The sequence below is a fragment of the Yersinia massiliensis CCUG 53443 genome (assembly GCF_000312485.1).
Lineage (GTDB): Bacteria > Pseudomonadota > Gammaproteobacteria > Enterobacterales > Enterobacteriaceae > Yersinia > Yersinia massiliensis.
On sequence record NZ_HE997643.1, the window covers coordinates 1,174,726 to 1,187,863 of the forward strand.

Here is a 13,138-nt window from a genome sequence, read left to right on the forward strand (position 1 = left end):
AGGTTATTTAATTCCTTAATAACATTGAAATTGATCTGGATCATAAATCAGGATTTACGACAAATCACACCGTTTTGGTTAATGAATAATGAAAAAGTAGGATGCTGCTAAGCTTGGGTGTTATTTGCGCCGGAGGGCGACCGGTTGAAGGTTTACTGGTGGCGACCGATGGATAACGTTGAGGTAATGAGGTCGGAAGAAATGATTTATCCGCTAACGTCAGTGTCCCACAACACCCATAACAAGGTATAATCATCGGCTAAGTATTAGTTTTCGATCCCAAGGAGCTTTCATGCCTATCACGGCAAACACTTTATACCGTGACAGTTTTAATTTTTTACGTAATCAGCTACCTGCCATCGCGTTGATGGCTTTACTGACTGCGTTCATTACCGTCATGCTAAATCAGGCTTTTACGCCTGATACTGAACAACTGAGTATTTTAAGTGCCGCGCAAAGTGATATCGCATCATCAGCAAATGTGAGCATCAGTGAACTCGTGTCGCAGATGACGCCAGAGCAGCAAGTTGTCTTGCTTAAAGTCTCCGCTGCTGCCACCTTTTCTGCGTTAATTGGGAATGTGTTGTTGGTGGGTGGAATGCTAACGCTAATTTCGCTGGCTTCCCAAGGCCGTCGTGTTAGCGCATTACAGGCAATTGGGCTTTCACTACCGATGTTGCCGCGGTTATTACTGTTGATGTTTATCGGTACCTTATTAATTCAGTTAGGGATTACGATGTTTATCGTACCGGGTATCGTGATTGCCGTTGCACTGTCGCTATCGCCCATCATCGTGACAACTGAAAAAATGGGCGTTTTTGCCTCGATCAAAGCCAGTACCAAATTGGCATTCGCCAATGTGCGATTAGTTATCCCTGCCATGATGTTATGGATAGCGGCTAAATTGATTTTGCTGTATTTGGTCAGCCACCTCACGGTTCTGCCAACACCGATTGCAACCGTTGTTTTAAGCGCGCTCAGTAATCTGGTTTCTGCGTTATTACTGGTATATCTGTTCCGCTTATATATGTTGTTGCGCCCTACTGATGTGACTGCCTAAGTATCAGGTTCGATAACACGACAAAAGGGCCATTTCGGCCCTTTTTGTTTTTCTACGAACAAGTCATGCTCGTATAAGCCATGAGTGATGAAAACCGGTCAGCTTATTTCAGGCTCAACGTCTGCTTCTGGCTTAGGCTTGGCTTCTGGCCCTTCATTATCTTGCTCGTTCTTTTCAGCGACCCGCTGTTTACTCTGAACCAACTTCAGCGCCAGATACAGATCCGGCACCAAGATTAAGTCATCATCGTGGCTTTTCAGTCTATTTATACGGAACCAACGTGTCAGCTCAGTGCGCCGTCCCGCTAATATCAACTTAATATTGCGCTGCTTCAAATCACGCTTAAGTTCATCGATAGCGGCCAACACACTAATATCGGCATAAGTAAAACTGGCGACCGCATCAATCACAACCCAATCGGCCTGATGCGGCGTGCTATCAACCAAATTTAGAATACGCCGCTTAAAATAGGCCACATTGAAGTAAGTCAAAGGCGAATTAAAACGGTAGATCATCACGCCCGGAACCGGTTTGATACCATTACCACTGCGCATTGAATGGATCATGCCATCGGCATTAACCCCTAATAGCTGCTCTGTGGGACGGAATACTGTCCGTAAAAATTGCAATAAGCCCAACAAAACGGCCAAACCAATGCCGCTGATGACCCCAACTAATACCACACTGACGAAAGTAAATATCGCCAAGTAAAATGCCTGCGTATTCCGCTTGCGTAACTGCCAAAGACTCCTGAACCCCAACAATGACCAGGCGGCATATATCAGCACAACGCCCAAGGCTGCAATGGGAATATATTGCAGTGGGCGAGTTAAAAATAGCAGCACCATGGCAATGACCAGTGCAGCAATAATGGAAACCAATTGGCTCTTGCCGTTATTGGCATCATTCACTGCGGTACGAGTACTGGCACCACTAATAGCAAAACCTTGCGACAATGCAGAGACAATGTTGGTGATACCCAGTGCACGTAATTCAACATCGGCATCAACTTCATAGCCATTTTTGGCGGCAAAACTACGCGCAGTGAGCATCATGCTGACAAAACTGACGACGGCAAGGTTCAACGCCGGAATCACCATGTCACGTAGCAAGCCAGGTTGAAAATCAGGCCAATGCACCATGGGTAAGCCACCACTAAATCCACCCACGACTAAAACACCAAATTGTTCTAAATTGGCCGCCCAAGAGACAAAGGTCGCAAGGACAATGGCTAACAACGGCGCTGGCCAATTAGGCCGTAACCATTTCACGCCATATAACACCACAAAAGTCAGCAAGGAAATCGCCACCGTCGGTAGATGGCTGTTAATTAAATTATGGGGCAGCGCTAAGACCCGCTCAATCAATTGCGGGGGACGAGTCATAAAGCCGAATACCTTGCCCAACTGATCGACAATAATGGTAATCGCCACACCATTGAGTAAGCCCGTTAATATCGGGCGTGATAGCAAATCAGCTAATGCGCCAAGCTTAAAACGACTGGCTACTAAGCACCAAGTCCCCATCATGAGCGTCATCATAATGGTTAACTGCCAGTGAACTTCACTGTTACCTGCCGCCAGCGGTGCAACTACAGCGGCAATCACCGCACAGGTGGCAGCATCAGGTCCGACAATTAATTGCCGCGATGATCCAAACAAGGCATACGCAATCATTGGTAAAATACATGAATACAAACCAACAGCAGCGCTAACCCCCGTCAACTCGGCATAGGCAATGGCAATAGGCAGTGCCACTGCAGCTACTGATAACCCCGCCCTAAAATCTGGTTTGAGCCAGTCACGCTCATAAGCCATTAATTGGGTCAAACCTGGCATCCATTGCCGAAGTCGTTTTATCTGCATATTTACTCCATAAATTCTCAACCCAATTTTCAGTATGCATCATGCTGGGTTAATGCATCACTAGCAATATGCAGATAAAATCTGTTCCTTATTTATCGTAAGTTTCTGCAAATTCCACTGGCAGTACGCGCATTCCAACAGATAATTAAGGATAATAGTCTTTTACCGCTAGTACCCTCACCTCACTGAATCCGGTATAGTCGGCCAGTGTACAAATGATGGATTGATTCATGAAGCAACTTTTAGATTTTCTCCCTTTGGTCGTATTTTTCGTTTTCTACAAGATGTATGACATTTTTGTCGCATCAGGGGCATTGATTGTCGCGACCTTATTGGCATTAGCCTTTACTTGGCTGAAATTCCGTAAGGTCGAGAAAATGACGCTGATCACCGCAGCCATGGTGTTAGTTTTCGGCACGTTGACACTGGCATTCCACAGTGACTTATTCATTAAATGGAAAGTCACCGTACTTTATGCCCTGTTTGCGGTCGCATTGCTGGTAAGCCAATGGTTTATGAAAAAGCCATTAATTCAGCGCATGCTCGGTAAAGAACTCACGCTGCCAGATGCCGTTTGGTCCAACTTAAATATGGCATGGGCACTGTTCTTCTTGGCTTGTGGTCTGCTGAATATCTATGTGGCATTTTGGTTACCGCAGGAAATTTGGGTAAACTTCAAAGTCTTTGGTTTAACCGCGCTGACATTAGTATTTACACTGATCAGTGGCGTGTATATTTATCGCCATATGCCAGAAGAACAGAAAAAGTCATAATTTCAAATAACAAACAACTCAACTTATTGACGTTGCACGGCATGCAAATGGCGGCAGCGTCAAATATTCAAGTTTAGAAGCAGGCAGAGATGACCCAGGAACAACAATCACCTCGCGGTGAGCAATCATTACCTAACGGTGAGTTAGTACTTCGTACTCTTGCAATGCCCGCCGATACCAACGCTAATGGCGATATTTTCGGTGGCTGGTTAATGTCACAAATGGATATTGGCGGCGCTATTCAGGCGAAAGAAATCGCGCAGGGCCGTGTTGTGACTGTCAGAGTTGATGGAATGACGTTCCTCAAACCCGTTGCGGTGGGTGATGTGGTCTGTTGTTATGCTCGCTGCATTAAAACCGGCCGCAGCTCTATTACCATCAATATTGAAGTCTGGGTAAAAAAGGTCTCTTCCGAGCCAATTGGCCAGCGTTATCGTGCCACTGAAGCCGTATTTACCTATGTGGCTGTTGATGATGCCGGTAAAGCACGCGGGCTACCTGATGGCCGTGGGAATTTCGAAGTGGGTGCGACGCAATAGCGGCTGGCCCAATGTGATAGATGGTCAAAAGGGTCGCCCAAAAGCGACCCTTTTTCGTTTACTAAGACAACAAATCTAATGTTGGGATAGACAATCTTGCGAGATGCTAATCCATCTCCATCGTGCCGCCGATCTTAAAGACGATAGTAGTCACATAATCTTTGGCTGCTACGGCTTCAAAGCGCCATTTACGCATCACCTGTTTCACTTCGCGTTCAAAGGTATTACGCGGTTTGGCATCTAAAATTCGGACATTGGTAACTCGACCATCGCTATCAATGTCATATTGAACTTTAACCTGCCCTTCAACCCCTAATGCCAACGCTCTCGCTGGATAGGTTGGTTTCGCCTTGCTTAATGCTCTTGGGCCGGATGTAGTAGAAGCGCCTGGTGCAGCAGCTTTGGGGGCTGATTTTACCGGTGCGTTATTCGCCGTCAGAGCAGGCTCATCAGATTTAAACGGCCTATCATCCGGTGGCGCTTCTGTTTTCTTCACTTCCGGCTTTTTGACTTCTTTTTTAACCGGCTTAGGTTTAGGTTTCGGCTTTGGTTTTACCGGCTCAGGGATAGGCACTGGAACGGGTTCTGGCAATACTTCAGGTTCAGGTGGTGCCTCTTCAACCGGTTCTGGTTCTGGTTCCGGTTCAGCCTGTGGTGGCTCCGCAGCAGCAGGTTGTGGCGCAGCAAAATCAGCAACATTCACCATCGTGACAGCAATCGGTGCATCCTCGACTTCAGGTTGAATGCTCATTTGCTCTACGGAAACATACAGTAACGCCGCAACCACGCTGCCATGTAACCCGACTGAAAATACGAATGGCCACGTTAGCCGTCGACCCAAGAATAATTTATTTAGCTGCATAATAATTCAGTGTCCTCTAATGCAGCTAAGTTTAAATGCAAATAGCAATCATGTTCAATACGCAACTGCAAACAATCGTATCATTCATCCTTCAAATGTTGTTTTAAACGACGACATCGGTGAAATGACACTTTTTATTTACCCTGAGTGATCATTTTATTTCATCATTAACGATAAGTGTATACAGGTGATAGCCGAGGATGAGCCTATTTTCTCAGTGGATTGAATTTATGGAATGAACATGCTGATATGACGAACTGAGGCAGTGGCGGATCAATGCAGTATTGCCAATCTCTCGCTCACATGAAGTCTGACAAAACAAATCTTAAAGGTGAAACATGCTGTATGTCATTTTTGCTACCGATGTCCCCGACTCACTCGACAAACGTTTATCTGTGCGTCCTGCACATTTAGCGCGCCTGCAAGAATTGCAAGACCAAGGTCGCTTACTGACCGCTGGCCCGAATCCAGCCATCGACAGTGCAGATCCCGGTGCGGTCGGATTTACTGGTTCAACCGTGATAGCTGAATTTGCGTCACAGCACGATGCCGAGGTCTGGGCTAAACAAGACCCCTATGTTGCTGCGGGCGTCTACCAATCTGTCATCGTAAAACCCTACAAGCGCGTCTTCTGAGTTAACTATCTAATGTAAAGGCCGCAAATATCATCAGCGGCCCCTATTTCGTATTCTTTATATAGGTATGACGTTAACTCAGCACATCAGCACAAATAGATGTTACGTCCAGCAAACCTCAACCAGTGGTTAGCTAAGCTTTGTAGTGTTTCATCCAATGTTCTTCACACGCATCAACGGCTTTATCCAACATATGCGCTGGCGATTTCAATATCATGTGGTCTTTTCTTACCCAGACAGGATAAGTGTGTTTACCTGCAGCAATGACTTGCTCAACATAAATAGCAGCGTGATAAATCAGCTCTGATTCTTCACAATAGATTTCGTACTTATAAAGCGCAGTGCTAACTTTCAAATCACCAAAAAACACGGTTTTCGCTAATTTATATTGAGACATGAATGATAAGCCTTTGCTGTAATAGGGATAATATCATCCACCGAACCACACTTATTAACTGTGATATTCTCGACAAAAACCGCCTAACTTCGTATCTTACGTGCAAAATTCAAGTCTTACGTGCAAAATTTGTCTCTATGCTCACAGGGAACCGTTTAGCGTCATTCAGTGGCAACGCATTAAATAAGTAGCCTTGCATAGCATCAACACCGATATTTGATAATTGAATAAACTGTTGGCGCGTTTCCACTCCCTCCACGATGATACACTGGCAATGATCACGTAATCGCATGACAAGATTATCGAACGTGACACTCTCTGCCCACTGCCAATAAAACTGCTTGTCTACTTTGACGCATTCAAAAAAACCACTGGCGGCGGCGGCAAGGTGCGAATTACCACTACCAAAATCATCTAACCATAGCGTGTATCGTTCAGCGAGTTTACTTAATAAGGTGTTTTCCGGCCCATCATTAAGATTGGGGAAACTCTCCATCACCTCCAGTCGGATAAAGGGCATGGATTCCAGCAACGAGATGATGACCTTGTCATACAACACGGCTTGCGCCATATCAAAATCTATATTTATCGAGAGTATGATTTGATAATCAATAAACCATTGCTGGTGAATTGCCACAGCAAATAATTGGTCATATAACAATTTAGCCTTCATTTTAGCATTAAGTTGATGCAAGAAACGTTCAGTATTAATGGGCATCTTGAAAGAGTCAGTTGTAAAACGACTCAATAGCTCCACAGCAAATAACTCACCGTTTTTACGATAAACGGGTTCACAGATAAAAGTGCAATCAACCGCAATGTTTAGCCTGCTATCCACTGAAAAATCCTTTTATTTAATAAGAAATGCAGTATTGATCAATTGATAAAATTGATCAATTTTTTATTATCGATCAATAAAATCGATGATTAAAAACGCCAACAAAGACAAGGGAGAAAATCAACCCGTTGATAGATAGGAAGTATTACTTAAATACGATGATTAACATGATTATTATTTCATAATCACATATTTTACCAGAAGGATGGCCGCTTCGAACAACTCAACAGTAACACCCCTGAAACTGAACGATTTGAACGAAGCGGCCTAATATATAGAATAGCGCCTTGTCATTCTCATGTGAAATAAACTCACCATCCATTATGTTGCACTTTTTATTATTAATAGTGAAATAGGAATTGTCGCATTTCAATAATTTAGGATAGGTGTTTTTTTTCTGCGAAAAAAGGCGACATTTAGGGTGGAAAATATCATACTCGTCTTCAACGATGACCACAAATCATTGTCAAAAAAGCCCTACCCAATCCAGAATTGTGAATCACAATGAAGGCTATTTTGCGTGAAAAAACGATTTACACTATCATATTTATTATACACAAAACAAAAACAGCCTCATAAAGAGACTGTTTTTATCGCTCATTCAGTGAATCACCATTCATAAGCAACAGTAAACAATATTGACCTGCGATGCTGGTGCTCATTGTGCTGTCTGATGCTATAGATATGACGGTAACGTCGTGATTGACCTTCAAGCCAGCGACTTCTTCGCCGCTGATTTTGCCGTAGCATACGCCAACGGCCTACCTCATTTTTACTCCGTCTCATGAAACAAGTCTTCCACAGCTGAGAACTGGGCTAGTATAAACCTTTCATCTCCTCAGCCAAGTCGCTGTTGGGCAAAATTCTGTATTTTACAAAAAATGCACTATCTTTCTATATATGTCGCACTGCGATATGTCACACAAACTATATGCATCACTCAACACACTCTAGAAACCCCAAAGCACATGCGAACTGCTGAATGTTTCATTGCAAGTCCTTTAAGCTAAAAGATTTTATCTAACATTATCTCTGCTTAAAGGTTTCGTCTTTGCCAGACTGTGCGTACACTCATTACTGACCGTTTGTGAACAGGATTTCCGCCCTCATGACAACATTTTATACCGTAATCAGTTGGCTTTCAGTTTTTGGCTATTGGTTGCTTATTGCCGGGGTAACATTGCGTATTCTGATGAAACGCAGAACCGTTCCTTCGGCTATGGCATGGCTACTCGTCATTTATATTCTTCCGTTAGTCGGCATCATTGCGTACCTCTCATTTGGTGAGCTTCATCTTGGTAAGCGCCGAGCAGAACGCGCAAAAGCCATGTGGCCGTCCACGGCGCGCTGGTTGAGTGAATTGAAAGATTGCCAACACATTTTTGCCAATTCAAACAGTGAGGTCGCTACCCCATTGTTTCAATTATGTGAGCGTCGCCAAGGCATCAGCGGCGTTAAAGGTAATCAATTACAGCTATTGACCACTACCGATGACACATTAAAAGCCTTGGTGCGAGACATTGAATTAGCCCGCCATAATATAGAGATGGTGTTTTATATTTGGCAACCTGGCGGTCTGGTTGATCAGGTTGCGGAGTCCTTAATGTCTGCCGCACGCCGTGGTGTTCATTGCAGGCTCATGCTGGACTCTGCAGGTAGCCAACAATTCTTCCGTACCCCGTATCCTGCCATGATGCGTAATGCTGGGATAGAAGTGGTCGAAGCACTCAAAGTCAATGTTTTCCGCGTATTCCTGCGCCGCATGGATTTACGCCAACATCGTAAGATCGTATTGATTGATAACTATGTTGCCTATACCGGTAGCATGAATATGGTTGATCCGCGCTTCTTCAAACAAGATGCGGGGGTGGGCCAGTGGATTGATATGATGGCGCGAATGGAAGGGCCAGTGGCGACAACAATGGGTATCGTCTATGCCTGTGATTGGGAGATTGAAACCGGTAAACGTATTCTGCCCCCACCGCCAGACAACCATATCATGCCGTTCGAAGAAGAAAGCGGCCATACGATTCAGGTGATTGCATCTGGGCCAGGTTTCCCAGAAGAAATGATCCATCAGGCGTTACTTACTGCCGTTTATGCTGCGCGCGAGCAGTTAGTCATGACGACGCCCTATTTCGTTCCGAGCGATGACTTATTACATGCTATCTGTACTGCCGCACAGCGTGGTGTCGATGTCAGCATTATTGTTCCTCGAAACAATGATTCAATGATGGTCCGCTGGGCAAGTAAAGCTTTCTTCTCAGAGTTACTTGATGCAGGAGTCAAAATCTACCAATTTGAAGGTGGGTTATTACATAGCAAGAGTGTATTAGTTGACGGGCAACTCAGCTTGGTGGGAACCGTTAATCTTGATATGCGCAGCTTATGGCTCAATTTTGAAGTCACTTTGGTGATTGATGATGATGGTTTTGGCGCCGACTTAGCACAAGTGCAGGATGACTACATTGCTCGCTCAGTATTATTAGATGCTGAGCAGTGGAATAAGCGCCCTGTCTGGCATCGCGTTACTGAACGATTATTCTACTTCTTCAGCCCATTATTATAATGCAAAGGGCCATTCGGCCCTTTTTTGTAGATGCTCTGAGTTTCAGCGCTAAGCTGCATAACCATTGTATAAACGCTAAAGAGAATGTTTTAATGAGCGCAATCCGCAAATAATAAATGGGAATCTGCAAAATGGACCAGAATGCACAAGAGCCAAGCTCAATGGACCTCAATAACCGCCTGACAGAAGACGAAACGCTGGAACAGGCCTACGATATTTTTCTCGAACTGGCGGGTGATAACTTAGATCCGGCAGATATCTTATTATTTAATCTTCAGTTTGAAGAACGTGGCGGCGCAGAGTTGTTTGACCCCGCGGAAGATTGGCAGGACCATGTTGATTTTGACGTCAACCCAGACTTTTTCGCGGAGGTTGTTATTGGCCTAGCAGAAAGTGATGGCGAAGAGATTAACGATGTTTTTGCTCGTGTGCTGTTATGCCGCGAGAAAGACCATAAACTTTGCCATATATTGTGGAAAGAATAATCTCATTGCCTGCGACTCAACTCAGTCCGTCGATTTTATTTCGTCATAATGAGTGCGCTTTGTCAGTCATCATAAAAATCCCCGCCAGAGAAATATGGCGGGAATTTTTAGTCGGCAATCATAGCCAAATCACAACGCTATAGCGGATCCACTTTCAAACAAGAAACCGCATGACGGAAGCTCCCTTCCATCAATGGACGTGTTTTCGCACATTCTGGCCCTGCAATTGGGCAACGAGTACGAAATACGCAACCCGATGGTGGGTTAATCGGCGATGGTAATTCCCCTTCTAATAATTGAATAACTTTCGCCTTTTCTTTGTCTGGATCAGGGATAGGCACTGCAGACATCAGCGCCTTGGTATAAGGATGCTGCGGGTTATTATAAACCTCATCATAGGTCCCCAGTTCGACCGCATGCCCCAAATACATCACTAATACTCGGTCAGAGATATGCTTGACCACGGCCAAGTCGTGAGCAATAAAAATCAGCGACAACCCCATTTCACGCTGCAATTGCTGCAATAAGTTCACCACTTGCGCCTGAATTGACACATCCAGTGCGGAAACAGGTTCATCGCAAATCACCAGCTTTGGCTCAAGAATCAATGCTCGAGCAATACCAATACGTTGGCACTGCCCCCCCGAAAACTCATGGGGATAGCGGTTGATTAAATTGGGCAATAACCCCACTTTAAGCATCATTGCTTTGACTTTGTCTCTGGCTTCTTGACGTGGCATTTTAGGATGATAAGTCCGCAGCGGTTCAGCAATGATTTCACCAATCGTCATTCGCGGGTTCAACGATGCAAGGGGATCCTGAAATATCATCTGAATATCACTGCGGATATCGCGCCACTCATTAGGGTTCATATTGAGCAGGTCTTTTCCTAACCAGGCCACGCTGCCACCCGTTGCTTTCACCAAGCCAATGATGGCACGAGCAAAAGTGGATTTACCGCAACCTGACTCCCCAACCACGCCCAAGGTTTCACCTTCATATAAGCGAAGTGTCACCCCATCAACAGCTTTCAATGTTTTGGAGGGTTGCCAGAACCACTGTTTGCCATCCTGAATATCAAAATGAACTTTCAGGTCAGCCACTTCCAACAAGACTTTTTTCTCTGTCATGGCATTCATACCAATTCCCCTACTGGCTTGTAGCAAGCGCGCAAACGCCCTTCACCGAAACTTTCTAATGCAGGTGCTGTGCTACAGCGATCCATGGCATATTGGCAACGAGGTTGGAACGGACAGCCTTTCGGCAAGCGCAGTAAATTGGGTGGGTTGCCCGGTATTGTCATCAGAGCGTCGCCTTCAGTATCAAGGCGAGGGACGGCATTCAACAAACCAATAGAATAAGGGTGACTTGGGTGATAAAACACATCGCGAGCCTGACCATATTCCATGGTTCGCCCAGCGTACATCACCAAAACTTTGTTACAGATACCCGCTACTACCCCCAAGTCATGAGTGATCATAATTATCGCAGTATTAAATTCACGTTTTAGCTCATTCAACAGCGTCATAATTTGAGCCTGAACAGTCACATCCAATGCGGTGGTCGGTTCATCTGCAATCAATAGTTTAGGGCGGCACAGCAACGCCATCGCGATCATGACTCGTTGGCGCATCCCCCCCGAAAACTCATGTGGGTACATGCGCATGCGCTTACGTGCCTCTGGCATTTTTACCGCATCAAGCATGCGAATTGACTCTTCGAACGCTTCGCTTTTACTTAACTTCTTATGCAGTTGTAGCACTTCCATCAACTGCTCACCCACTCGCATATAAGGGTTTAGCGAAGTCATTGGATCTTGGAAAATCATTGAGATCTCTTCGGCCCGCAGACGGTTTAGCTGTTTTTCGGGGAGATTCAGGATCTCTCGGCCATTAAACTTCGCCGAGCCCCCTATCCGTCCATTACTGGCGAGCAGTCCCATCAAAGCAAAAGCCGTTTGTGATTTACCCGAACCAGATTCGCCCACAATGCCTAATGTTTCACCGGCACGCAGATCAAAATTGAGGGCATTGACCGCTGTCACATCTCCGTCTGGTGTGCCGAAAGTCACGGTGAGATCTTTTACATCCAGCAGGACTTTTTGCTCTGGTTGCGCATTTTGTTCCAACGATACATTTTGTTCCAACAATGCAGATTGCTGAACAGCAGACTGTTTATCAATAGTCGTCATGGCGCTACTCCTCAGCGATCTTTCGGGTCGAGGGCATCACGCAAGCCATCGCCGATAAAGTTAAAACAAAACAAGGTTACGACCAAGAATCCGGCAGGAAACATCAGTAACCATGGCGAGACTTCCATTGAGTTAGCCCCATCACTGAGTAATGCCCCCCAACTACTCAATGGCTCTTGCGTTCCTAGACCAAGGAAGCTGAGGAAAGACTCGAATAAAATCATGCTGGGAACCAGCAAAGAAGCGTACACCACCACCACACCGAGTACGTTCGGGACGATATGGCGCAAAACGATATTCCGTGTTGAAACACCGCCAACCAATGCCGCTTCAATAAACTCTTTTCGTTTCAAACTTAACGTCTGCCCGCGAACAATACGGGCCATATCAAGCCAAGACACCATGCCGATGGCCACGAATATCAGCAAGATATTTTGGCCAAAAAAGGTCACCAGCAGAATAACGAAGAACATGAATGGAAATGAGTTAAGAATTTCCAGCAGGCGCATCATCAGTGAGTCGACTTTCCCACCCAAATAGCCCGACAAAGAGCCATATAATGTGCCAACGACCACTGCAACCAGTGCAGCGGCAACACCGACCATTAATGAAATGCGACCACCAATAGCGACACGGACCAACAAATCACGACCAGATGAATCTGTACCAAAATAGTGTCCAGATTCCATATCGGGTGCCGCGGACATCATGCCCCAGTCAGTATCTGAATAGCTAAACTGCGCTATCATTGGCGCGAAAATAACAAATAGGGTAATAAACATTAGGATCACCAAACTGGTGATCGCCGCGCGGTTGTGTATAAAACGGCGGCGGGCATCCTGCCATAGGCTACGTCCTTCAACTTCCAGTTTTTCACTGAAAACTTCCAGAGCTTCGCTATTTTTTTTGCTCAACATAATTGGC

Annotated in this window: 14 protein-coding genes; 6 read left to right on the forward strand and 8 right to left on the reverse strand. The window is 45.3% G+C overall.

Translation table 11 applies throughout. From position 1 onward, the window contains the following. Window positions 1-292: 292 nt before the first annotated feature. Window positions 293-1,060 (forward strand): YciC family protein, encoded by a 768-nt coding sequence (locus tag BN68_RS05240; RefSeq protein ID WP_019210112.1) that lies wholly within the window; start codon window positions 293-295, stop codon window positions 1,058-1,060. A gap of 98 nt (window positions 1,061-1,158) precedes the next feature. Here BN68_RS05240 and BN68_RS05245 read toward each other — a convergent pair whose 3' ends face one another. Beyond that, entirely contained in the window at window positions 1,159-2,925 is a 1,767-nt protein-coding gene (locus BN68_RS05245; protein ID WP_019210113.1) for a SulP family inorganic anion transporter, read from the reverse strand. A gap of 230 nt (window positions 2,926-3,155) precedes the next feature. Here BN68_RS05245 and BN68_RS05250 point away from each other — a divergent pair, with 230 nt between their 5' ends. Together BN68_RS05250 and yciA are read left to right on the forward strand one after the other, a co-directional pair. Continuing rightward, window positions 3,156-3,698: a septation protein A gene (locus tag BN68_RS05250; RefSeq protein WP_042806403.1), complete on the forward strand. Its 543-nt coding sequence runs from the start codon at window positions 3,156-3,158 to the stop codon at window positions 3,696-3,698. Window positions 3,699-3,787: 89 nt separating this feature from the next. Beyond that, window positions 3,788-4,237 carry an acyl-CoA thioester hydrolase YciA gene (gene yciA / locus BN68_RS05255; protein ID WP_019210114.1) on the forward strand — a complete coding sequence of 150 codons (450 nt, stop codon included), beginning with the start codon at window positions 3,788-3,790 and terminating at the stop codon, window positions 4,235-4,237. Between the two features lie 106 nt (window positions 4,238-4,343). Here the strand turns inward: yciA and tonB are convergent, their stop codons facing one another. Next, window positions 4,344-5,099: a TonB system transport protein TonB gene (gene tonB, locus BN68_RS05260; protein WP_019210115.1), complete on the reverse strand. Its 756-nt coding sequence runs from the start codon at window positions 5,097-5,099 to the stop codon at window positions 4,344-4,346. A gap of 338 nt (window positions 5,100-5,437) precedes the next feature. On the opposite strand from tonB, the gene BN68_RS05265 reads away from it, so the two are divergent. After that, entirely contained in the window at window positions 5,438-5,734 is a 297-nt protein-coding gene (locus tag BN68_RS05265; protein ID WP_019210116.1) for a YciI family protein, read from the forward strand. A 133-nt stretch (window positions 5,735-5,867) separates the two neighbouring features. Here the strand turns inward: BN68_RS05265 and BN68_RS05270 are convergent, their stop codons facing one another. The 3 genes from BN68_RS05270 to BN68_RS23180 form a co-directional block, all read right to left on the reverse strand. Then, window positions 5,868-6,131, reverse strand: coding sequence for a hypothetical protein (locus BN68_RS05270; protein ID WP_019210117.1), 264 nt, complete (start codon window positions 6,129-6,131; stop codon window positions 5,868-5,870). Window positions 6,132-6,240: 109 nt separating this feature from the next. Continuing rightward, window positions 6,241-6,969: an EAL domain-containing protein gene (locus tag BN68_RS05275; protein ID WP_019210118.1), complete on the reverse strand. Its 729-nt coding sequence runs from the start codon at window positions 6,967-6,969 to the stop codon at window positions 6,241-6,243. Window positions 6,970-7,578: 609 nt separating this feature from the next. Beyond that, entirely contained in the window at window positions 7,579-7,755 is a 177-nt protein-coding gene (locus BN68_RS23180; protein ID WP_071822390.1) for a YciY family protein, read from the reverse strand. A gap of 322 nt (window positions 7,756-8,077) precedes the next feature. On the opposite strand from BN68_RS23180, the gene cls reads away from it, so the two are divergent. Both cls and BN68_RS05285 read left to right on the forward strand, forming a co-directional pair. Continuing rightward, window positions 8,078-9,538, forward strand: coding sequence for a cardiolipin synthase (cls, locus tag BN68_RS05280; RefSeq protein WP_019210119.1), 1,461 nt, complete (start codon window positions 8,078-8,080; stop codon window positions 9,536-9,538). A 161-nt stretch (window positions 9,539-9,699) separates the two neighbouring features. Next, entirely contained in the window at window positions 9,700-10,023 is a 324-nt protein-coding gene (locus BN68_RS05285) for an HI1450 family dsDNA-mimic protein (protein ID WP_042806529.1), read from the forward strand. A 137-nt stretch (window positions 10,024-10,160) separates the two neighbouring features. Here BN68_RS05285 and oppF read toward each other — a convergent pair whose 3' ends face one another. Genes oppF through oppC form a run of 3 tightly spaced genes read right to left on the reverse strand, consistent with a single transcriptional unit; the run spans window position 10,161 to window position 13,134 of the window. Further along, the gene (oppF, locus tag BN68_RS05290; RefSeq protein WP_019210121.1) at window positions 10,161-11,162 is read right to left on the reverse strand and encodes a murein tripeptide/oligopeptide ABC transporter ATP binding protein OppF; all 1,002 of its coding nucleotides are present in this window, start codon (window positions 11,160-11,162) and stop codon (window positions 10,161-10,163) included. Next, the gene (gene oppD, locus BN68_RS05295) at window positions 11,159-12,214 is read right to left on the reverse strand and encodes an ABC transporter ATP-binding protein (RefSeq protein WP_019210122.1); all 1,056 of its coding nucleotides are present in this window, start codon (window positions 12,212-12,214) and stop codon (window positions 11,159-11,161) included. Before oppD ends, oppF begins: the two co-directional genes overlap by 4 nt. An 11-nt stretch (window positions 12,215-12,225) precedes the next feature. Continuing rightward, a complete protein-coding gene (gene oppC / locus BN68_RS05300) occupies window positions 12,226-13,134 on the reverse strand; it encodes an oligopeptide ABC transporter permease OppC (protein WP_042806404.1) in 909 nt (302 codons plus the stop codon). Between the last annotated feature and the right edge of the window lie 4 nt (window positions 13,135-13,138).

Excerpts from the sequence above, each read along its gene's own strand:
- BN68_RS05240 (WP_019210112.1), top strand. The coding sequence starts at position 293 with ATGCCTATCACGGCAAACACTTTATACCGTGACAGTTTTAATTTTTTA.
- BN68_RS05245 (WP_019210113.1), bottom strand. The coding sequence starts at position 2,925 with ATGCAGATAAAACGACTTCGGCAATGGATGCCAGGTTTGACCCAATTA.
- BN68_RS05250 (WP_042806403.1), top strand. The coding sequence starts at position 3,156 with ATGAAGCAACTTTTAGATTTTCTCCCTTTGGTCGTATTTTTCGTTTTC.
- yciA (WP_019210114.1), top strand. The coding sequence starts at position 3,788 with ATGACCCAGGAACAACAATCACCTCGCGGTGAGCAATCATTACCTAAC.
- tonB (WP_019210115.1), bottom strand. The coding sequence starts at position 5,099 with ATGCAGCTAAATAAATTATTCTTGGGTCGACGGCTAACGTGGCCATTC.
- BN68_RS05265 (WP_019210116.1), top strand. The coding sequence starts at position 5,438 with ATGCTGTATGTCATTTTTGCTACCGATGTCCCCGACTCACTCGACAAA.
- BN68_RS05270 (WP_019210117.1), bottom strand. The coding sequence starts at position 6,131 with ATGTCTCAATATAAATTAGCGAAAACCGTGTTTTTTGGTGATTTGAAA.
- BN68_RS23180 (WP_071822390.1), bottom strand. The coding sequence starts at position 7,755 with ATGAGACGGAGTAAAAATGAGGTAGGCCGTTGGCGTATGCTACGGCAA.
- cls (WP_019210119.1), top strand. The coding sequence starts at position 8,078 with ATGACAACATTTTATACCGTAATCAGTTGGCTTTCAGTTTTTGGCTAT.
- BN68_RS05285 (WP_042806529.1), top strand. The coding sequence starts at position 9,700 with ATGGACCTCAATAACCGCCTGACAGAAGACGAAACGCTGGAACAGGCC.
- oppF (WP_019210121.1), bottom strand. The coding sequence starts at position 11,162 with ATGAATGCCATGACAGAGAAAAAAGTCTTGTTGGAAGTGGCTGACCTG.
- oppD (WP_019210122.1), bottom strand. The coding sequence starts at position 12,214 with ATGACGACTATTGATAAACAGTCTGCTGTTCAGCAATCTGCATTGTTG.